Genomic DNA, 22,265 nt, shown 5'->3' with positions numbered 1-22,265 from the left:
TTGCCCCTTTGGACTTAAAGGGCGGTTATCGCCGCCCCGTAGAAAAAATCCCCAACCTAAATCCTATGTATCTGCGTAGGGTCAGCCTGAAGTCGAAATGTAGAAATTTTTGTCAACCATCCAGAAATCCTGCGTCACTCGATGCTATGTTTGTTACTCCCAGCTTTTGGATTGCCCTACTCTTCAAGTTCTAAATATCGAGCCAAAATCTGTTGAATTTCTGGTATTTGTTGCAACTCTAATTGCCCAAGACAGCGGACAAGTCTGCGTTTATCAAACGTCATCGGATCGACGCACACGATAAAACTCTCGGTACTCAGACCATTGAGAGTCGAAGGAATTACTGGCAAAACAATGGGCCGTAAATGCTCGTTTGGAACAGCAGAAGTGATGGGCAGAACTGTAACTTTACTGCGTTGATTAAAAGCAGTTCCTGAAATAATTACCGCCGGTCGAGTCTTGCGGATTTCTGTACCGACTGAGGGATCGAAATTCACGAGCCAGATGCTTCCCAGTCGGTAATCGCTGCTTGCTGCCATGCTTCATCCTCATCGGTTAATTCATCGCTCAGTTCATCCAGTAATAAACAGGCTTTTACCATTGCCTGCTGTTCTTGTTGCTTGCGCCATGCTTGCAATAAAAGCTCAACTAGCCGACTGCGATTTTCTACACGCTCGTCAATGTAACGCACTAGCTCATCTGGCAAAGAGATAGATACTTTCATATTATTTATGCTACTTTTAATACTACCAATGGTAGCACATCGATCGAGCAGATAGCAAGCTGATGAAGTAGAGCAGCAGCAACGCCGATTCCGTCTGATTCCGCCCCCTACACAAAATTAGCCGGATCTTGATCTCGCCGATGCTTCAGCAGAATCGGAGAACCTTGGTCATCACCCACCAAAGCCGCCGTTTCCTCCAACGCTTCCCTCAGCCGCTTGGCGGCATAGATCGACATATCGCGGGGCACATTCACCCGATCGCGCAAATACCGCAAAGCCGCATCAGAACCAGCAGGCGGCGTACAAACTTCGCCAGTCATCATCAAAGTTAAAGCACAACGCAAAGCCTCATCGAATAAGTTGTCATCAGCAGGATTGACTCGAACGATGTTGCGGTGGTGCTTGATAACGCGGTGAAGTGCTTCAGCGCGGGAGGTTTCCGGTTCTGGATACATCACATCCGGCAGTCCAGCCCAAGGCCCATTATCCACGCGGGCTTTATTGAGAAGCATCTGAGGTTCGCCGTTTTCATAACACCCGCCCATCTGAGGCGGTAAATCGTGGACGTGCGTGTGAAAATCGCTCTGAGTGCCGCGATAGGTAGGGCGGGTTTCCATCGCTGCAAACCAGTCAGCAAAGCGCGGGTTTTCTTCGCGCATCGAGTAGCCTTTGTAGTAGTAAAGACTGGCATTCATCCGTTCGACGTAGGGCGTAAAGATGACATCCGCAGTGCCAAATTCATCTAGGAAATAAGGCCCCGGAGTGCTAGCCAAGGCTGCTTCTACCTGGGCGACGACGCTGATAAATTGGTTGCGGTTGTGTTGTTCTACTTTGGCTGAACTTGCTGGGTAGCACAGCCAAGAGCACCAGGCTCTAAACAGCAGTCGCTCTAGCCGCCGCAGGGGAATGACTGCGGGGTTTTCCATGCCCAAACCCAAAGGGCCATAGACTCGTTCCAGGGCGATTAAGATATCATCGCTTTCGGTGATTATGCGGCCGTCTAGTTCGAGCGCCGGTAGCATTCCCGATGGCACTTTGCGTTTGTACCAACTTTCCTTTTCCCCATAGCAGAACATAGTAACTTTCTCAATGCGGTAGGGGATTTGTTTTTCTTCCAGCCACAGCCAGATTTTTTGGCAGTAGGGACACCAAGCATGGTTATCGCGGTAGAGGGTGACTCGCACATCGGATTCGGTTTTGCCAAACAGGCGCAAGCGGGATTGAGCGTTGGTTGGCCCGTTGACGCGATCGACTTCAAAGTCTGTGAGGGCTTCTAGTTGTGTCCAGCTTAGGGGGGTCATGCGATTTTAGATTTTAGATTTTAGATTTTAGATTGGAGAATTGAAGGCAGCAACTGCTTCGTGGGAATAATAGAACTTACGCACCAACTCTATCTGTAGGGTGCGCTGTGCGCGCACCTTACCTCTACCCATAACGTATTCAACTATTTTTTGGTCTTAGTTCTGAATAAGATAGTTGGTTCTCAGTTAAAAAAGGCTTTGAGGACTGAAGTCCTCACTACAAACTTAACTACAATTAAGGCGACAGTTGGGGAGGGGGTGGGGCGTCTTGAATTTTAGCCAGTGCTGCTTTCATTTCGGGAGTGGCTAGCAACTTTTGGGTATCTGCGATTAAACGATCGCCCCAGAGGTTTTCTTTGAGATATTCTACAGTAGCATAGCGTTTGTCCAGTTTCAGAGCTGCTTCTCCCATCGCTAAGCCTTTTTCTTTGTCACCTTTGGTGTAAAATGCTACTGCTAGAGCTAGCATTGCTTCTGCTGCTTTGTCGTCGATCGCGATCGCTTCTTGCCAGCGTTTGATGGCGCTATCAACATCTCCCATTTCGTATTTGACTAATCCGATATTGTTAATAGCCGGCCACAGGTTTTTTTCTAAAGCAAAGGCTTTTTCATATTGGGCGATCGCCTGATCAAACCGCTTTAGCTTATAAAAAGCATTGCCTAAATCAAATAATGCACCTGGAGTGTCTGGTTTTAGTTTCAACCCTGCTTGCAAATATTCGACTGCTTTCTCGTAGTTCGCTTTCCGAAAGTGAGCTTCTCCCAAGACAAATTTAATTGATGGATTTTCTGGTGACAGAGATTGAGCTTGCCCCAAAGCTTCAATGCCTTTGTCAAACTGCTCGACTTGCAGGTACAAGCTGCCTAACAAAGTCCAAGTTTGAGCATTTTTAGGGGCTAACTGTGTGGCGAGTTCGGCTCTAGGTACCGCTAGTTGGTACTGCTGCAGTCTGGCTAGCTGGACGGCTTCTTCTGCAAGGCTCAAGGCCGTTTGTTCGAGTTGGGCAGAGTCAATTTGCAGGGTGTAAGGCAGGAGTGCCTGACAGGCAGCAGGCTCGGGCATTGCCCCCAAACCGAGTGCGAGTAGCAGAGATATTAAAGGAATGCGATTAGGCACTGTACAGCCCCAGAAAAAAATATAAGGGTTTCTCGATCGCCTATAATAACTCATATTTTTGAGTTTTGATATTGCTTATTGACTCGCCACACTTCTGGGTTTTCATTTAAATACTTCTCAAATTATATTTACACTCAGGGTAGTCGTTTTTATTCACTGTTTTATAGAGGACCGATCACCTCATTACAAATAGGCAAAATTATGAGTTATTATAAACTTTACTGAGTTAACAAATAACGCTTTGCGGTTGACAGTTAAAGAGTTGCCAAATTCGTTTTTTCCTCATAAATAATAGTTGATTTTTACTGGTTGAGAAATGAGTTAATTTCTCACTACAAACCTGGTAAATTATTCATTTTTGGGAACTTGAGTGAGTTAATAAAGTCTGTTGAATTTTGTCTAACAATTGTGCTGCTGATAAGGAAGAAGGCAAAATTTTAGCAGATACTTCTTGCAGTAGAAAGTCGATCGCCTCGGATTCCGAATTTACAGCAGACCGATAATCCCAGACTAAAATAGGCAGTTTTACTGCCATTTGGCGCAAGTTCGATAGCGCCTGCAACATAGCGGGGGATTCTGAGGGGGCATCTCGCAAACACAGCAAAACTAAGTCAACGCTTTGATATTGCAACTGCTGCAAAACTTCTGTCCAGCAGGGAGCGATCGACCCTCGAAATCCTGCGGTGTGGACGTAGTGAATCAAAGCTTGAAAGTTAGGAGTAGAAAACTGGCAATTGGGGAGGGGAATCTCGGCATTTGTCGATCGCTCGCAATGTTCCAATTCTTCCGTCGGGTTTCCCCCAGAAGAGGAGTGCAAATCGGGTAAAGTCGAAATGTCGGCAAATAAAATGCTGGGCTTCCAACTCATGCCCGCAGCAACTTGAATCACTTGCCACAAAGCACTTGGCATTAACCCGGTTGGTGAAGTTTCACTGTCGTCGGGACTGCTAGTGGCTAAACAGGGAAATACCGACAATCCTTTGACTTGATTGGCCAGTTGGGTAGTTCGAGGGTCTAAAGTCACCAAGGGGAGAGAACCCAAATTTCGAGACCGACTTAACTGTTCGATAAAAGCTAAGGGGTTTTGCAGTTGACTTGTACCGTCTAAAACGATCGCGTCGGGCCGCCAAATTCTGGCTACCAGTTCTGCTTGGCCGAGGTCGTCTGCTTCTAAAACCCGGCAGTAGTTGGGGTTAAGCAGTAAAGCGGAACCTTGAGAGGAACCGTTTTGCGGGCTGAGCCACAACACGGTTAAAGAACTCTTCACTTTGCCTGTACTGGCCTTACTGTGACCGATCAAGTCTGCCAGCAGCCGCCGCAAAGCGGGTTCTTCCACCGGCAAGCTCAAAAAGCCTTCGGCTCTGTTGACACTGGCCCGTTCTTTTTCGCCTCTGGTGGCCGTGATGATCGCCGGAATTGATCGGGTATCCGGGTCACTCTTGAGCAGCGTCAGCACGTCCCAACCCGACAGCAGTGGCAGCAGCGGGTTGAGGAAAATCGCTTCGGGACTGAACCTGCGAGCTTTTTCCAGCGCTTCGGTGCCGGAACGGGCGACTATTACTTGGTAGCCCAAACCTGAGATGACGTTGGTTAAATCTTCGATATATTTGGGAACTGCTTCGACTATTAATACTAAACGAGAGCGAGAATTGGCAGTCAGAGTCGGATATTGGGGTTGTAATAATTCTTCCTCAGCGGCTCCCAATGCCGGGACTTCTTCACTGCTGTTTCCCGGAGGATTTGGTGGCAGCAGCAGGGTAAATTGAGAGCCTTGGTTTTCTGAGGAAATAAACGAAACGTCCCCGCCGTGGAGCCGAGCTAGGCGTTGAGTCAGTACCAGTCCCAGTCCGGTTCCTTGAAAGCGGCGGGTGAGGGGGCTTTCTAGCTGTTGGAATTTCTGAAAGATCAGATGCTGTTTGTCGGCGGGGATGCCGATGCCAGTGTCCCAAACTTTGAATGCGATCCAGCCTTCCCAGACATTTACTTTCAATCCAATTTTTCCGCCGAGTTCGGTGAATTTTAGGGCGTTGGAAAGGAGGTTGACGAGCATTTGCCGCAGTCGCAGTTCGTCGGCAATTAATTGGCTCAGTCCCGGTTCTATTTCGAGTGTAAATTCTATTTGGGCAGAGGGTTCTGCGTTTGCTGTGCCGTCAGTTTTGCTTGGTTCGGGTGGTTTTTTTTCTTCTTGCTGTTGCAGTTGTTTTGCTTGTTCAAAGGCTCTTTGGCAGGTTGATTCTATTTCGACTGCTTCGGGAATTAGTTCTAGCTGCCCGGTTTCCATCCGGGTCAAGTCTAATATATCGTTAACTATTGTCATCAAATGCCGCCCGCTTTTATGGATTAGTTTGGCGTAGCGTGTTTGGCGATCGTTGAGTTCTCCGATCAATTTATCTTTGAGGAGGCTGGACAAACCGAGGACGGCGGTGAGCGGGGTTTTTAGTTCGTGGCTGATGCAGGATAAAAATTCGTCTTTGAGTCGGTTGAGGTGGATTAAATCTGCGTTTTTCGCTGCTAGTTCTTTGGCGACTAAATGTTCTTCGGTGACATCTTGTCCCATGACTAAAATTAGCTTGTCTGAGAGCGGCTGTTTGACAAATTGCCAGATCCGTTCTTGACCTTTTTGTACGGGGCACTCGCAAATGTAGGTGTCTGGTTTGCCGGCCATGGGACACCAAGCTGGAGCGGTTAATGTTGAGGGAGAGGCAGCAGCGTACAGGGGCAGCGGACAACTGGTGGCTGCGGTTGAATCACGCGCGGCGAAGCTATCCCGCAGGGAATCGCCCGATATACTTGCTCCTACTAGGCTCCTGCAGTCTGTGGTGATGCCCTCTAGCTGCACGCTCTTGTATTCGCTTGTTAAATGGCTTGGTTTACGGGGCGAGTGTTTACCCAAATTTGCTGCTGGTTCTGGAACTGGATCGGGGCCTGCTCCCAGCAAAATCCGCCACGCTGCGTTTTGGCTGACTATTTGTGCGGTGGGGGTTTGCAATCTCAGGGGCAGGGGCAGTTTTTCCAGTAGTTCGACTAGGGAGTTCAGGTTTTCCGAAGGTTTCAATCCTGCTTCTAGAAAGCGCACTTGAGCGTCTAGTACCGTGGCGATGGCTTCGGAAATTGGTTTTTTTAATTCGATTTCTTGGACTGCTGTTCGCTGCTCTGTGAGGCTGCAGAGCGAGCTGCTGTTGAGTGCGGCGAATTGCAGCAGGCTCAGGTTGTCTAGCATTCCTAAGAATTGACCACTGGCATCTGTGAGGGCGATCGGGCTGTTTGAGGAAATGCCGGCGGTTTGGCGGTTTGGCCGGGTTGGGGTGTTCTGTTCCTCTGTTTGCAGGTACTGCCAGAATTCCCTGACGCTCATAGTGGCGGGTAATGCCCTGACTGGTTCGATCGCGATCGGGCTTTCGGACAAAGGTTGCTGCCCGTCGTTTGTGCGATCGGCTCCCCAAGCCCAAAGGCTGCGGAGGTACACTAATCCCAGCGGTTGTAGCTGTTCGTTGACTACTGCAACTCGATCGCAGTTGCAGGATCTGAAAATTGACTGCAGCGATTCTAGCGCACCCGTTTGGAGGCACAGCGGCACTGGCTCGATAAAATTTTTGAGACTGGGGGTGGTGAGTGGCATAACAAACCTGAGAGTCTGCTCGCGAGAGCAGTAATATTTTTGATGCTCAATGTAGCTGCGAATTTCTGTATCTTATTAGTTTTATATCAGTTCGCTATCAGGCTGGGTATCTGCACCGAGACCGGGGAGTTCTATGCCTACGCCTGATTTGAGGCGACTAGCAATTATTTTAAGGCTTAAGCTTAATTGCAGAAATCACGCTCAGGGTGCTTGACACAAAAACCACTGAGTACACTTTGATTCTTCCTCTGGTAGAAGCGCATCACTTATTTTGCGGTTAAGATTGGTTAAAATAAATATTGAGATGATTGTTAAAATGTTAAGTTTTTTGTAAAGGAGATATCAACTCTGAGCGATCCAGCACTTTCATGCAACTTAGGTGGTGCACCTACAGCTTTGCTTCCTCAACTGTCTATCGGTATTTTTGTCCGATCTGAGGAAATCGCAGCCTCTGCGATCGAGCTTTTGAGAGGCGAACGGTATGCTTTAACGCACATGAATTCGGCAGTGGAGCTTTTGGGGTTCCTTAAGCACAATTATCACCTTGATTGTTTGGTTTTGGAGGTGGATGGGGATCTGCGAGCGCTTCTGGGCAAGCTGCAAGAACGATCGATCTTTTTGCCTGCTGTGATTTTTTCGCCTCACCCACAAGATTGCAGGCCCGAAGCAGCATATTCAAATGGTTTTGAGGCCGCAGGCAGTACCGCCAACAAGAGTCAAGACGAAAGCTGTGCTTTTTTTTATCACCCTGGTGAGGTGCAACTGGCAATCGCTCGATCAAGCGAAATAGCTGACGGTATCGATCGGGCTATCGCACAATTTCTGAAGCTTTCAACTCCGGTTCCTGTCAATTACCAATCCGTAACGGTCGATGCGACAGCCCAATTGACTGCTCAAAGTTTGCTCAGCCGACAGCAGCGGCGGCTGGCGGAAAAATTACGGGAGCGATTAGGATACTTAGGTGTGTATTATAAAAGAAATTCCCAGATTTTTTTGAGAAATCTGTCGGCAACCGAGAAGCAAAAGTTTTTGGAGCAACTCAAATCAAGTTATCGCGACATCGTTTTGAATTATTTTTCTCAAGATGCTGCGGTCAACAATCAAATAGATGAATTTGTGAATTTGGCTTTTTTTGCTGACGTTCCCGTGACTCAAATTGTAGAAATTCACATGGAATTGATGGACGAGTTTGCTAAACAGCTAAAAATAGAAGGGCGCAGCGAGGAAATATTGCTCGATTACCGCTTGACCCTGATTGACGCGATCGCTCATATGTGCGAGATGTATCGGCGATCGATTCCGAAAGAAACCTCTCAAGGTAGAATGTAGAAGGGATTCGGCATAATTTAAGAAAGAAAAGGTAGAAGGTAGAATCTAACAAAAAAGAAAGGAGCCGACCAACGGCCGCGCGAGGGCGAGGCGGAAATTATTATAAAATAACAAAGAACAGCGGATTTAAGACAAATAACAACTACAACTAACATCTGACAACTAATACTCAACATTTAAAAAAGTTCATGAGTCCTCTGAAGAAAACCTACGTTCTGAAGCTGTACGTTGCGGGGAATACTCCCAACTCAGTGCGAGCTTTGAAAACCCTAAAGGACATCCTAGAACAAGAATTTCAAGGCGTCTACGCGCTGAAAGTCATAGATGTTCTCAAAAATCCTCAGCTAGCAGAAGAGGACAAAATATTGGCAACCCCGACGCTGGCAAAAATCCTGCCGCCGCCGGTGCGAAAAATTATTGGCGATTTGTCCGATCGTGAGAAAGTTCTGATAGGATTAGATTTGCTCTATGAAGAACTTCGCGAAGAAGACCTCAATTCATAAGATAATCAAGTGAGAGTCTGTCGATTTTAGATTTGAGACTTCGGTTTGGCGTAAAACGTTCGGCGAGCGCTCATTCGAAGCATCGACTCGCGCTTAGTCGAACGATTTTAGGTTTTAGATTTACTCAACAGATGAACCTGGGAGGTTGAACAAAAGTCTAAAATTTTCATCTTTCCACGACAGAAGTACGTGGCACGGTATCGGTTTTTGAGCGGGGTTATTAGTCACCAGTCAGCAGTCATTAGTTATTGAGCAAGAGCCAAAACTAAAAGCTGGGTACAAAGACTCATGATCGGCGGTTAATGAGTGACAACTAAAGAATACTGAGAGTTGACAAAAATCGACATGAATGAAATTAGTCAAACGGTTAAACGAGAAGGATTGGTAACGGCAGGAGTTGAAAAAATTCGCACGATGATTGAGGGTTTCGATGACATCAGTCACGGCGGAATGCCGCTCGGCAGAACCACCCTAGTCAGCGGCACATCAGGCACGGGAAAAACTTTATTTGCCGTACAATTTCTCTATAATGGAATTACCCATTTTGACGAAGCTGGAGTGTTCGTAACTTTTGAAGAATCTCCGACAGATATTATTAAAAATGCTTGCAGTTTCGGTTGGGATCTGGCACAGTTAATCGAGGAAGGCAAGCTATTTATTTTGGACGCTTCCCCCGATCCAGAAGGTCAAGATATCGTAGGAAATTTTGATTTATCAGCCTTAATCGAGCGAATTCAGTACGCCATTCGCAAGTACAAAGCCAAGCGGGTTTCAATAGATTCTGTTACCGCCGTATTTCAGCAGTACGACGCTGCATCGGTGGTGCGCCGAGAAATTTTTCGCTTAGTGGCGCGCCTCAAACAAGTCGGAGCAACTACAGTTATGACGACGGAACGGGTGGAAGAATACGGCCCGGTGGCTCGCTTTGGAGTGGAAGAGTTTGTGTCGGATAATGTGGTGATTGTTCGCAACGTATTGGAAGGAGAACGCCGCCGCCGCACCATCGAAATTTTGAAGTTGCGCGGTACAACTCACATGAAGGGCGAATATCCTTTTACTATGACTAATGACGGAATTAATATTTTCCCATTGGGGGCGATGCGATTAACTCAAAAGTCTTCCAACGTGCGGGTTTCTTCAGGCGATAAAACTCTCGACGAGATGTGCGGTGGCGGTTTCTTCAAAGACTCGATTATTTTGGCTACGGGTGCAACGGGAACCGGCAAAACGCTGTTGGTGAGCAAGTTCTTGCAGAATGCTTGTATGAACGGCAATCGGGCGCTGCTGTTTGCCTATGAAGAGTCGCGGGCTCAGTTGTTCCGCAATGCTTATTCTTGGGGCATTGATTTTGAGGAAATGGAACAGAAAGGAATGCTGAAGCTGCTGTGTACTTACCCGGAATCTGCCGGTTTGGAAGACCACTTGCAGACTATTAAATCAGAAATTGCTGAGTTCAAACCTTCTCGAATTGCTATAGACTCGCTGTCGGCCTTAGCTAGGGGTGTCAGCAATAATGCTTTTAGGCAATTTGTGATCGGAGTGACAGGTTTTGCGAAGCAGGAAGAAATAACCGGCTTTTTTACGAATACAAGCGACCAGTTTATGGGTTCTAATTCGATTACCGACTCCCATATTTCTACGATTACTGACACGATTATTATGCTGCAGTATGTAGAGATTCGAGGAGAAATGTCGCGGGCAATTAATGTGTTTAAGATGCGTGGTTCGTGGCATGACAAAGGAATTCGGGAATACACAATTACTGAAAGAGGCCCACAAATTAAAGATTCATTCCGTGGTTACGAACGGATTATCAGCGGTTCTCCGACTCGGATTACTATTAATGAGAAGAGTGAGCTATCGCGGATTCTCCAGGGTGTGCAAGGTCAAGACGATGAGGATATTTGAGGGTTAGCAGTAATTCATCGTTGTTAAAAGTAGGTTGGGTTGAGCTAGAAAACCCAACTTTTTTAATTTGAGGAGTGTGTGAATATTTATAGCAACCACGACAATGTTTTACAGCTTCTTAATTGCGGAAATAGGAGCTTTTATTGTCTCTAGAACCCAATATCTATAGTTTTTACACAGCAACAATACCTTGGGTCAAATTCCATACCCTGGCGATCGCAAATCTCTTGAATTGTGCTTGGAAAGCAAATACTTGCTGTATGATCAACCTCAGCTCGATTGGCAAACAGGTAGCCTTGCTGGTGTTAAAGTTATACTAGGAGTGTATTCTCCTGAACTAGGTTGGATTCATCGCCATCGATGTATTCCCATTGCCGAAAAAACTGGATTGATTTTTCCCGAAGAGCAAATGGATTTTAGAGCAAGCTTGCTGGCAATATCAGCAGTGGCTAGCAGCAGGACTAATTCTGCATAATATCGCGGTGAATCTGTCGGCACGTCAACTCAGCCAACCGACTTTAATCACTAAGAGCGATCGCATCCTTGAGCGCACCCAGATGAAGCCGAAATATCTAGGGCTAGAGATTACCGAAACGACAATGATGCTGAATTTTGACATTACATACAATGTTTTGAGCCAATTATCAAAGCGTGGTATTGGGATTTTTGTGGATGATTGTGGGCCTGACTATGCTGCTTTTAACAATCTGAAAAATTTTCTGATGAAGTCGCTCAAAATTGATCCCTAACTTGTCCGCGATTTAGCCAGCGTTGGGAGCGATCGCTCGCGGAATTGCCCAACCCATAGTTGTAATCAGACATGGCTTAAATCTGAGCACTATTGCCGAAGGAATTGAAACCCCAGCGAAATGGGAATAGTTACAAGCAAGCGCCTAGGAAATTGGGCTGCGTTATATGTTGAGGAAGTCTGCTATTGCTGAGTTTGCAACTCAATTAATCCGAGATCCTGAATTGTTGTCTACCACTATGTGGAATCAGCAATCCTCCCTCATCAAAGCGCGCAAAAGTCTTATAATTAATTTAATGCTCGTGTCGCTCAAATGACTAAAAAATTTTTCTTACGGAATAATATAAAAGTGTTTGGACAAGGCACCCAGACGATGATGTTTGCTCATGGATTTGGGTGCGATCAAAATATGTGGCGTTTCGTAACACCGGCTTTCGAGAACGACTACAAAATCATCCTATTTGATTATGTAGGTTCGGGACAGTCTGATATTAGTGCCTACAGTTATGAACGGTACAGCGACCTCAATGGCTATGTTCAGGATGTCCTCGATATTTGTAAAGAATTGGCGTTGACGGATGTGATTTTTGTCGGTCATTCGGTCAGCAGTATGATCGGCCTGCTGTCCTCAATTCAAGCTCCTAATTACTTTAATCGCCTGATTTTCGTAGGGCCTTCACCCTGCTACATCAATGATTTACCAAATTATTACGGAGGGTTTGAGCGCAAAGATATTGAGGATCTCCTCGATATCATGGAGAAAAATTACATTGGTTGGGCAAGCTTTCTGGCCCCAATGGTGATGCAGAATCAGGACCGTCCTGAGTTAAGTGAGGAACTTGAGACAAGTTTTTGCTCCACTGATCCGGTGGTTGCAAGTCGCTTTGCCGAGGTGACTTTTTACTCTGACAATCGCAGTGATTTACCCAAGGTATCAGTACCTTCACTGATATTGCAATGCACTGATGACGTGATTGCTCCCACCGAGGTAGGGCATTACCTTCAGCGCCACCTGCCTAAAAGTACGCTACGGCTGATGAAAGCTACGGGACATTGCCCGCATCTGAGTCATCCACAAGAGACGATCGACATGATTAAGGAGTATTTGAGTGCACCTCATACTACCTGATTTGTATGGCAAACATGACCTACCAGATAGACGAGCTACTCAACACGTCACCCTGTGGATTCCTCTCGTTTGCTGACGATGGTACGATCCTAATGGTCAACGCCACATTACTGCAATTACTCGGATACGAAACCGATGAACTGCGGGAACGCAAAATGAACTCCATTCTGCCAATGGCCAGCCGGATTTTTTTTCAAACCCATTTCTTCCCCCTGTTGAAACTCGACGGTAAAGTAGAAGAAATTTACTTCTCATTAAGGTCAAAGCAGGGTAGTGATATACCTATGCTGATCAACGCTGTGCGTCGGGAGAAGGGGGGAAGCTTCGTCAACAATTGCATCTTGATCTGTATCCGCCAGCGTATCCTATACGAAGGTGAAATTATTAAAGCAAAAAAAGCAGCAGAGGCAGCTATTCTCGCCCAAAAGCAAGCGGAAATTGCTCTGCGGCAACAGTACGACAAAGCGATATTACTTCAAGAGATTACTCAACACATCCGTCAATCTCTTGATTTGTCTACAATTTTTGAGATTGCTTCGCAGGAGATTCGCCTGTTTCTTGATGCCGAGCGTGTTGGCATATTTAAGTTCGATCCTGACAGTAAATTTGGATATGGTGAGTTTGTTTCAGAATCCGTAGGCGAAGGATGTAAATTGGTAAGCCGAAATCAATTTAACGACCCGTGTGGTGGTGAACAAGGTCCTGATTCATATAAAGAATGGAGAATGCAGGTAGTTGAAGATATCAATAAGATTGACCTTCAACACTGTTGCCGCGCTCTTTGGAAACAATTTCCGGTTCGGGCTAATTTAGTTGCGCCGTTGCTCAATGGACAAGATTTGTGGGGGTTGTTATGTATTCATCAATGTTCTGCTCCTCGGCAATGGGAAGAATTTGAAGTTGACCTTGTTAAACAAATTGCTAATCAGTTAGCGATCGCCATTAAGCAAGCGGATATTTTTCAGAAGTTGCAGAAGGAATTGGCAGAAAGGCAGCAGGCCCAAGCGCGCATGAGAGAAATTAATCAACAACTGGCACTCTCTAACGAAGAACTAGCCCGCGCTACTCACCTCTTAGAACAAGTGGTAAATATTGATGGGTTGACTCAAATTGCTAATCGCCGCTGTTTTAATGACCGCTTAGAGCATGAATGGCAGCGGCTATACCGGGAACAAAAACCTATTTCTCTTTTGTTGTTTGATGTGGATTATTTCAAACGTTATAATGATTGCTACGGTCATCAAATGGGGGATGATTGTCTGTTCAAACTTGCTCAGACTGTGCAAGAGGTGGTGTACCGTCCAGCGGATTTGGTGGCGCGTTACGGCGGAGAAGAATTTGCCATCATTTTGCCTAATACCGATCTTGAAGGAGCGAGTTCGGTGGCCCAACGGATTCACGCTGCTATTCAAGCTTTACATATTCCTCACAAAACCTCTGATGTGAGCGATGTAGTTACTATTAGTATGGGTATCGCCAACTTGATTCCGATTTCGGAACTATCATCGGTTGACTTAATTGCGATCGCCGATCGTTCACTGTACCGTGCTAAGGAACAGGGGCGGAATCAGTCCGCGATCGGCGACTACAGGGGCGATTCGATTTTTGACACTGGCGCTTAAATCACAATAATTGAGACCGAGGGCAAAAATTTGTCCCCGGTCTCTCAAAATCAGTCATTTTATAAATTTAAATGAGCACGGAGCGATTGGAAAACTCGGCTCCGACCGTCGCAGAATTTCCAGAGCCAGCCGACTTGCTAAACCAGTTGAAGACCAGACGCAAAAAGTCCGGCGCAAACTTGGCAGATATGGAGGTGGTTTTGGAGATACTAGGAACCGACAGGAGCGAAATTTGAGCGGAAAATAGGACGATCGGTAATATGATTAACCTGAAACCCTTACTCCGCAAAAGACATAGAAAGTGAGCACGGAGGGATTTGAACCCCCGACCCTCAGGACCGGAACCTGATGCTCTATCCACTGAGCTACGTGCCCTCGACTTTCTACATCATAACACGTCTTGCCGAAAATAGCGAGTGCCGATCGCAAATTTCCTGGCCGGCCTCCAAACCGCTTGACCCATGCGGGTTAAACTCGCCCGCGCGATCGAATTATCAGGCTGTTCTCGAAGCCAGCGACTGCAACTTTTAGCTAAATGGTAACAATAATACGACAATGGGTAAAATAATAGACTTTAATCGAGTAAACATTAGGTTCACATTCGATCGGGGTCGAGAATCTACCACAGCTAAAATAGCCCGCATCTATTCCCCCTAGCTAAGCGGCAGTAAATAAATGGTGCTGCTGTTAAGACAGGTTTTGCAAAGACGGTTGTAGACTAAGTTCACCAAACCCCTCAATCTTATGGTTTCTAAAATTTTAGACCAATTACCGCTGCGAACTGTTCTCATAGTTCCATTTGTATTGCAAATCGTGGGAACCGTGGGACTCGTAGGATATCTGTCTTTTAGAAACGGACAAAAAGCAGTTAATAATCTTGCCAGTCAGTTAATGAGTGAGGTCAGTTTGCGTGTCGAGCAAAACCTGCAAGTTTACCTAACAACTCCCCATCAAATCAATCAAACCAAGCTGGATGCTGTCAAGCTCGGCTTGTTAAAGATGGAAAACTTATCAGCTTGGGAGAAATATCTTTGGCGGCAAGTACAATTATATCCATATATCAATTTTACCTCTGTTTGCAACAATAAGGGAAATTATAGAGCCGGTCAACAACTGTCTAACGGCTCCCGAATGATTAATGTGATAGAACCATCTACTGGGTTAAATTTTAATTCTTACAAGACGAACGAGCGAGGCGATCGCACTACAGTTACCACCCTTGCCAAAAACTATGATACTCGGCAACATCCTGCGTACAAAAAAGCCGTTAAAACCGGAAAACCTACTTGGAGTTCGGTTTTTGTTTCCTTACTAGAACCAACATTACTTATCAGCGCTATCCAACCCGTATACAGCGACGAAAATCAGCTCGAAGGAGTCTTATTTACTGCCTTGCGTCTCGACCATTTCGGAAGATTTCTCAACAGTCTCAAAGTGGGCAAATCAGGTCAAACATTTATTATAGATCGCCAGGGTACTTTGTTAGCAACTTCCACAACAGAAAAACCGTTTCGCACTAAAGGTAAGAAAAGACAATTGTTTAAAGTAGAAGAAAGCAGCAACCCTTTTACTCAAGCGACAGCTAAATATTTGACTGCAAATTTTAAAAAATTAGACGAAATTAAAAAATCCGAGTTATTGAGCTTTGAAATAGATGACAAGCGACAATTTTTAAAAGTCTTGCCCTTCCAAGACGGCAAAGGTTTAGACTGGGTGATTGTCGTAGTTGTTCCCGAAGCAGATTTCACCAAAGAAATCGATGCCAATACCCGCACAGCGGTTTTGCTTTGTTTCGCAGCTTTAGGAGTAGCTGTGGTGATTGGCATTCTGACTTCTCAGTGGGTCACAAATCCTATTTTGAGCTTAAATACAGCAGCCAAAAATATTGCTAAAGGTGAATGGGACAAAACAGTAAAAAGCGAACGCTCCGACGAATTGGGGGAATTAGCCAAGTCATTTAACAGCATGGCTCAACAACTGCAACAATCTTTTGAAACTTTAGAACAGCGAGTGCAAGAGCGGACGGTAGAATTGGCTGTAGCTAAAGACAAAGCGGAAGTAGCAAATCAAGCTAAAAGCACCTTTCTTGCTAACATGAGCCACGAATTGCGATCGCCTCTCAATGCAATTCTCGGCTTTTCCCAACTGATCACTCGCAGCCAAACTCTATCCCCAGAGCATCAAGAAAATATTAGCATAATTAGCAGCAGCGGAGAACACCTCCTTACCCTGATTAATAACGTGCTGGATTTATCTAAAATTGAATCGGGGCGTACCACCCTCAATCCCCAAAAATTCGACCTCTATCGCCTGCTAAACGACTTAGAAGATATGTTTCAACTCAAAGCAGATGACAAGCACTTGCAGTTGGTTTTTGACCGCAATCCCGATGTGCCACAATACATAGAAACTGATGATTTAAAGTTGCGGCAAATCTTAATTAATCTGCTCAATAACTCTCTTAAGTTTACCGATGAGGGCGGTGTAGCGGTCAGAGTTGGCAAGCAGTCATTCGGCAAAAATCAGCAGACAGAAGGGGGAAACTTTGAGCAGTCGGAAGTATCAAAAAATACAGAAATTTCCGCCATTACTGGTGTTAAAATATCTCAAGTCAGTCCGTCCAACAACCAGATCATTGCAACCCCAAATGACGATGCAGCTTCTACCTGTTCCTTCTTCCTTCATTTTGAAGTCGAGGATACTGGTCCCGGTATTGCTATCAATGAATTAGACGATCTTTTTGAACCTTTCGTGCAAACCAAGACAGGCAAAGATTCGCAAGAAGGTACTGGCTTGGGATTGCCCATCAGTCGCAAATTTGTGGAATTAATGGGCGGCGAAATGAGCGTTTGTTCTGCTGTTGGTAAGGGAACTAATTTTAAGTTCGACATTCAAGTTATTGCGGTCGCTGCGGCTGATATTGAAAGCCAAAAATCGAGCCGGAATGTTATAGCCCTGGTTCCCAACCAACACACCTATCGAATTTTGATCGTAGACGATAAACAGCTCAACCGCCAACTGTTAATTAAAATCCTCTCTCCTCTAGGTTTTGAACTAAAAGAAGCTACTAACGGTCAAGAAGCTATTGAGATTTGGGATAGTTGGGGACCGCATCTAATTTGGATGGACATGAGAATGCCTGTGATGGACGGCTACGAAGCTACGCAATACATTAAAGGTACTATTAAAGGTCAAGCTACTGCGATTATTGCGCTGACAGCGAGCGTTTTGGAGGAAGAACGAGCAGTTATTTTGTCGGCGGGCTGCGATGCTTTTATGAGGAAGCCTTTCCGGGAAGCCGATATTTTTGATGCGATGCACAAACATATCGGAGTGCGCTATATTTATGAAGAGCCGGGTCCAACTAATTTATCGGCAATCAAAGAAGGCGATCGCGTAATGAGTGTGGCTGATTTCGTAAAATTGCCTGATTCACTGGTAGCTGATTTAAAGCTAGCAATACTGAATGCAGATATGGATTTAATTGATACATTGATAGAGCAAATTCGATTAAAGGATGCAGTAACGGCAGGTGCGATCGCAAATTGTATAGAAAATTTTGAGTACGACACAGTTTTAAAGTTAATATCTCAAGCAATATCACATGAATAACGACATTATTAGCACCGATCGCGGTAATATTTTAGTAGTTGACGACACCCCAGCTAATTTGCGACTACTAGCCGGAATTTTGAACAGCAAGGGCTATAAAGTGCGCCCAGTACCTAGCGGCGAGTTAGCGCTTTCGGCGGCAAAAGGTATGCCTCCCGATTTGATTTTGCTGGATATTATGATGCCCGACATGAATGGGTACGAAGTTTGCGAAAAGATCAAAGCTGATGAACGAACTTGCGACATCCCGGTGATTTTTATTAGCGCGATTAATGACGTACTTGATAAGGTCAAAGCCTTTGCTGTGGGCGGGGTAGATTATATTACCAAGCCCTTTCAGGTGGAAGAGGTTCTAGTGAGGGTAGAAACCCATTTAGCAATATGCCAGTTGCGAAAAAAACTTCAACAGAAAAACAATGAACTTACACTTACTTTAGACCAACTGCAAGCTACTCAGAATCAATTAGTGCAATCGGAAAAAATGGCGGCATTAGGGCAACTGATTGCGGGCATTGCTCACGAAATTAATACGCCGTTGGGGGCGATTCGGTCGTCTATTGGAAATATTACCAGCTTTTTGGATAACAATCTAGAAAGGTTGCCAGTTTTTTTTAAAGAACTGTCAGCAGAACGCCAGCAAGATTTCTTGCGTTTGATGTACAGTTCTAGTCAACAAAATTACTCTTTATCTACTAGAGAAAAACGGGTATTGAAAAAAGACGTGAAGCAGCAACTAGAGTCGGAAGGCATTGACAATTATGACAGCCTTGCTAGCATTTTAGTCAATATCGGATTGCAAGGAAATCTGCAAGAATTCTTGTCGTTGCTCAAAGATCCTGACAGCGAAAATATTATCAGAACAGCCTACGACTTTGCTAGCATTCACAGAAGCGCCCGAACCATCGCTACCGCTACTGAACGCGCTGCAAAAGTCGTCTTTGCCCTGAAAAATTATGCGCGTTACGATGTAAATGGGGAAAAAATACAAGTGAATATTACGGATGGACTTGAAACTGTATTAACTCTTTATCAAAACCAAATCAAGCAGGGTGTGGAAGTTGTCAGAAACTATCAAGATCAGTTGCCTGTGGTACTGTGTTATCCCGACGAACTCAATCAAGTTTGGACAAATTTAATTCACAATGCCTTACAAGCGATGGACAATCAAGGAACTTTAACAATTGACGCGGTACAACAAGATACCAGCGTCTTGGTAAAAATTAGTGACAGCGGTAAAGGGATGCAACCAGAGATTATTCCGAAAATTTTTGATCCTTTTTTTACTACCAAACCTGCGGGAGAAGGCAGCGGGTTGGGGCTGGATATTGTCAAAAAAATAATGGAAAAACATCAGGGTAAAATTGATGTGGAGTCGATGCCCGGTAAAACAGCATTTACCGTGTCTTTGCCGATTAATTTAACTGAGTAGGTAAAGCGCCGGAGACTGAAGTCGGGGGCGAAAATTTGCAGTCTACCCGCGCAGAATGTAAAATTTGGAAAACGGTGTGCTGCCCATGGGGTGCACCCTGCCACACTAAAGAAGGAAACTAGCGATGTCTAAATCAGCAATTTTGTGTGTGGACGATGAAGTAGGAGTGTTGGAAAGTCTGGAAATTGAACTGCAACAGGCATTTAACGGTAAATATCTTTGCGAATTTGCTGAAAGTGCTGCCGAAGCCCTGGAAATTATTGAAGAGCTATGTGAAGCTGAGGTTAACATTTTAGTAATTGTCTCTGATTGGTTGATGCCCGGAATGAAAGGAGATGAGTTGCTGATTAAAATTCATCAAAAATATCCGCAAATTGTGACAGTGATGCTGACAGGACAAGCAGACCAAGAAGCAATAGAGCGCACCAAAACTCAAGCAAACCTTCATGCTTTCATAGAAAAACCTTGGCAAAATCAAGAATTAATTGAAGCGATTAAGTCTGGTCTAGCAAATTTATGAAAAAACCAGTGATTATTTGTGTCGATGATGAGCAGACTATACTCGATAGTCTGGAAATAGACCTGCTAAAAGCCTTTGAAGATAAATATTTAATTGAAACGGCTCAAAGTGGGGAAGAAGCTTTAGAGCTACTGTCAGAACTTTTAGCAGAACAGTATGAAGTTCCTTTGGTTATTTCGGATCATATTATGCCTAGTATGAAAGGAGACGAACTATTAAGGAGCGTTCATGCTCTCTCGCCGAACTGTCTCAAGATCATGCTGACGGGGCAGGCAGATTTGGATGCGGTAGCCAATGCTATTAACTATGCTAAATTGTACCGGTATATACCTAAACCTTGGCAATGTGATGACTTAAAATTAACTGTTACTGAGGCAATATATAAATATTTTCAAGAGAAACAATTAGCTGAAAAACAAAGAGAACTTCAGGAAATGAATCAGGAGTTGGTAAAATTAAACCGCAAGCAGGCCATGCTGATTGCCAAACTCCATGAAAACGAAAGTCGCTTGACGCAATATCTAGAAGCTATGCCATTGGGCGTGTGTGTACTTGATGCAAACGGGCAATCTTTCTACGCTAACCAGAAAGCGCGGGATGTATTTGGCAAAGGCACTGTGCCGCATATTAATTCAGAGCAAAAAGCAGCAATTTATCAATTCTATAAAACAGGGACTAATCAGAGATGCCCCGTGGAAGAATTGCCAATTATGCGGGCACTTAGGGGCGAAAATGTGCGGACTGAGGGTGTAGAAATTCGTACAGCTAATAAGATTACTCCTGTAGAGAGTTGGGCAACACCAATTTATGATTCTACAGGCGACATTTCCTATGCAATTATTGCTTTTAGTGACATAACTGAACGCAAGGAAGCTGAAGCGGCGTTAATTCAAGCTGAAGAGAAGTATCGCGGGATATTTGAAAATGCTCTAGAAGGTATTTTTCAGACGACTCCGGACGGACATTTTATCAGTGCGAATCCTGCTCTGGCGGAAATTTACGGCTACGATTCCGCATCAGAATTGATAGAAAGTATTAATGATATTCAGCAGCAATTGTACGTGGAACCGAACCGCCGTCAAGAGTTTCTGGCGCTGATGAAACAGCACGGTACTCTGTGTGAGTTTGAGTCTCAGGTTTACTGTCGAGATGGCAGCATTATCTGGATTTCTGAGTATGCGCGCACCGTTTATGATGCTAACGGTGAAGTGCTTTACTATCAGGGTTTTGCTAAGGATATTAGTTTGCAAAGACAGGTAGAAGTAGAACGAATCCGGTTTACTAATGATTTAGAAAAAGCTTTGGCAGCCGAAGAAAAGTTAAACGAGGCACTGTCAGAAAACGAAAGTCGATTGACTCAATTCCTGGAAGCGATGCCAGTGGGAATATTTGTTGTCGATGGTAAGGGGAAACCTTTTTACATGAATTCTTGGGGGGAAAGGATACTAGCCCAAGGTTTAATTTTTGATGGGGGTACTGACCAATTTCCTGAAGCTTATCATTTTTACGACGCTGCAACTAATCAATTGTATCCGAGGGATAGCCAACCGATTGTTCGGGCGTTGCGGGGAGAATTTGTGCGTATGGACGATCTAGAAGTTCATGGGTCGGATCGGATTGTGCCGATCGAGGTTTGGGCGACTCCAATCTACGACGAACGGAAAAACATAGTTTACGCGATCGCCGCTTTTCAAGACATCACGGAACGTCTAGAGGTAGAAACCGAACGCCGCCAATTCACAGACGAGTTACAAAAAGCTTTAGCAGCAGAAGAAAATTTAACAGATGCTTACGGGCGGTTTGTGCCGCACGAATTTCTCCACTTTCTGGGATATGAAAGTATTCTGGAAGTCAAATTAGGCGATCAGGTACAGAAAGAAATGTCGGTGCTGTTTTCAGATATCCGCGATTTCACATCTCTTTCAGAAAGGATGAATCCCGAAGAGAATTTTCAATTTATCAATGGTTATTTGTCACGAATGGAACCGGCAATTACTAATAATTTTGGTTTTATTGATAAATACATGGGCGATGCGATTATGGCGCTGTTTGATGGCAGTGCGGATGATGCTGTGAAAGCTGGAATTGCAATGCTAGAAGAGCTTAATGAGTATAATATTAGTCGCAATCGACCCGATCGCCCGCCGCTGCAAATTGGCATAGGAATCAATACGGGTTCTTTGATGTTAGGCACCGTTGGCGGCCAAAGTCGGATGGATAGCACGGTGATTAGCGATGCGGTAAACTTAGCCTCTCGTGTGGAAAACTTGACAAAAGAGTATGGAGTTTCCATGTTAATTACTCACCATACTTTTATACAGTTGAACGATATTTATGATTTTAGGTTGATCGATCGCGTAGCAGTTAAAGGCAAATCGCGAATGGTAACAGTTTATGAAGTATTTGCGGCCGATCCGCCAGAGTTACGACAGAAAAAATTAGAGACAAAGACAATCTTTGAGCAAGCTTTGGTACTCTACAATAGTGACAAGTGTGTCGAAGCTAAAAGATGGTTTTCGGCATGCTTGGAAATCAACCCTAATGATAAGGTAGCTCAAATTTATCTGCAGCGGTGTCTGAAAGGAGCGATCGCTCCTGCATAATACCATTTGAGAGTTTAGATTTGAGGGTAGTCCTAAACAAGTAATGATAAATTGTAGTGATGGATAAAATACCAAATCGCACCGATGTGATTATTTAATGA

The 22,265-nt window shown here is 44.9% G+C and carries 17 protein-coding genes and 1 tRNA gene; 12 read left to right on the top strand and 6 right to left on the bottom strand.

What is annotated here, in order from left to right; genetic code table 11:
* Positions 1-176: 176 nt before the first annotated feature.
* The 5 genes from QUA10_RS20105 to QUA10_RS20085 form a co-directional block, all read right to left on the bottom strand.
* A complete protein-coding gene (locus QUA10_RS20105) occupies positions 177-539 on the bottom strand; it encodes a type II toxin-antitoxin system PemK/MazF family toxin (protein WP_333084323.1) in 363 nt (120 codons plus the stop codon).
* Entirely contained in the window at positions 494-724 is a 231-nt protein-coding gene (locus tag QUA10_RS20100; RefSeq protein WP_333084324.1) for a ribbon-helix-helix domain-containing protein, read from the bottom strand. The genes QUA10_RS20105 and QUA10_RS20100 overlap by 46 nt, the downstream gene beginning before the upstream one ends.
* Positions 725-831: 107 nt before the next feature.
* Positions 832-2,025: a glutathione S-transferase family protein gene (locus QUA10_RS20095; RefSeq protein ID WP_333084326.1), complete on the bottom strand. Its 1,194-nt coding sequence runs from the start codon at positions 2,023-2,025 to the stop codon at positions 832-834.
* 235 nt (positions 2,026-2,260) lie between these two features.
* The gene (locus QUA10_RS20090; RefSeq protein WP_445243596.1) at positions 2,261-3,142 is read right to left on the bottom strand and encodes a tetratricopeptide repeat protein; all 882 of its coding nucleotides are present in this window, start codon (positions 3,140-3,142) and stop codon (positions 2,261-2,263) included.
* Positions 3,143-3,494: 352 nt separating this feature from the next.
* Positions 3,495-6,761, bottom strand: a complete 3,267-nt coding sequence (locus QUA10_RS20085) for an ATP-binding protein (protein WP_333084330.1) — start codon at positions 6,759-6,761, stop codon at positions 3,495-3,497.
* Positions 6,762-7,157: 396 nt separating this feature from the next.
* Between QUA10_RS20085 and QUA10_RS20080 the strand changes: the two genes are divergently transcribed.
* From QUA10_RS20080 to QUA10_RS20045, 8 genes are all read left to right on the top strand, one after another.
* A complete protein-coding gene (locus QUA10_RS20080) occupies positions 7,158-8,090 on the top strand; it encodes a circadian clock protein KaiA (protein WP_333084331.1) in 933 nt (310 codons plus the stop codon).
* Between the two features lie 188 nt (positions 8,091-8,278).
* The gene (gene kaiB / locus QUA10_RS20075; RefSeq protein WP_006632119.1) at positions 8,279-8,593 is read left to right on the top strand and encodes a circadian clock protein KaiB; all 315 of its coding nucleotides are present in this window, start codon (positions 8,279-8,281) and stop codon (positions 8,591-8,593) included.
* A gap of 345 nt (positions 8,594-8,938) precedes the next feature.
* Complete coding sequence (gene kaiC, locus QUA10_RS20070; RefSeq protein WP_333068315.1) at positions 8,939-10,501, top strand: circadian clock protein KaiC; 1,563 nt, start codon at positions 8,939-8,941, stop codon at positions 10,499-10,501.
* Between the two features lie 190 nt (positions 10,502-10,691).
* Positions 10,692-10,976 carry a hypothetical protein gene (locus QUA10_RS20065; protein WP_333084332.1) on the top strand — a complete coding sequence of 95 codons (285 nt, stop codon included), beginning with the start codon at positions 10,692-10,694 and terminating at the stop codon, positions 10,974-10,976.
* Complete coding sequence (locus QUA10_RS20060) at positions 10,915-11,250, top strand: EAL domain-containing protein (protein ID WP_333086350.1); 336 nt, start codon at positions 10,915-10,917, stop codon at positions 11,248-11,250. The genes QUA10_RS20065 and QUA10_RS20060 overlap by 62 nt, the downstream gene beginning before the upstream one ends.
* Positions 11,251-11,562: 312 nt before the next feature.
* A complete protein-coding gene (locus QUA10_RS20055) occupies positions 11,563-12,378 on the top strand; it encodes an alpha/beta hydrolase (protein WP_333084333.1) in 816 nt (271 codons plus the stop codon).
* A 5-nt stretch (positions 12,379-12,383) separates the two neighbouring features.
* On the top strand, positions 12,384-14,000 hold the full coding sequence (locus QUA10_RS20050; RefSeq protein ID WP_333084334.1) for a diguanylate cyclase domain-containing protein: 1,617 nt from the start codon (positions 12,384-12,386) through the stop codon (positions 13,998-14,000).
* Between the two features lie 71 nt (positions 14,001-14,071).
* On the top strand, positions 14,072-14,236 hold the full coding sequence (locus tag QUA10_RS20045) for a hypothetical protein (RefSeq protein ID WP_333084335.1): 165 nt from the start codon (positions 14,072-14,074) through the stop codon (positions 14,234-14,236).
* A 66-nt stretch (positions 14,237-14,302) separates the two neighbouring features.
* Here QUA10_RS20045 and QUA10_RS20040 read toward each other — a convergent pair.
* Positions 14,303-14,375 (bottom strand) — tRNA-Arg (locus QUA10_RS20040).
* A gap of 369 nt (positions 14,376-14,744) precedes the next feature.
* On the opposite strand from QUA10_RS20040, the gene QUA10_RS20035 reads away from it, so the two are divergent.
* The 4 genes from QUA10_RS20035 (at position 14,745) to QUA10_RS20020 (ending at position 22,164) form a co-directional block, all read left to right on the top strand.
* On the top strand, positions 14,745-17,612 hold the full coding sequence (locus QUA10_RS20035; RefSeq protein WP_333084336.1) for an ATP-binding protein: 2,868 nt from the start codon (positions 14,745-14,747) through the stop codon (positions 17,610-17,612).
* Positions 17,605-19,041, top strand: coding sequence for a response regulator (locus tag QUA10_RS20030; protein WP_333084337.1), 1,437 nt, complete (start codon positions 17,605-17,607; stop codon positions 19,039-19,041). Before QUA10_RS20035 ends, QUA10_RS20030 begins: the two co-directional genes overlap by 8 nt.
* A gap of 124 nt (positions 19,042-19,165) precedes the next feature.
* Positions 19,166-19,561, top strand: coding sequence for a response regulator (locus QUA10_RS20025; protein ID WP_333084338.1), 396 nt, complete (start codon positions 19,166-19,168; stop codon positions 19,559-19,561).
* A complete protein-coding gene (locus tag QUA10_RS20020; protein WP_333084339.1) occupies positions 19,558-22,164 on the top strand; it encodes a PAS domain S-box protein in 2,607 nt (868 codons plus the stop codon). Before QUA10_RS20025 ends, QUA10_RS20020 begins: the two co-directional genes overlap by 4 nt.
* Positions 22,165-22,265: the final 101 nt, after the last annotated feature.

Source organism: Microcoleus sp. Pol8_D6 (assembly GCF_036700965.1).
In the GTDB taxonomy this organism is placed as follows: Bacteria; Cyanobacteriota; Cyanobacteriia; order Cyanobacteriales; family Microcoleaceae; genus Microcoleus.
The sequence above is the reverse complement of the archived record's forward strand: the minus strand, read 5'-3'. Positions and strand labels throughout refer to the sequence as shown.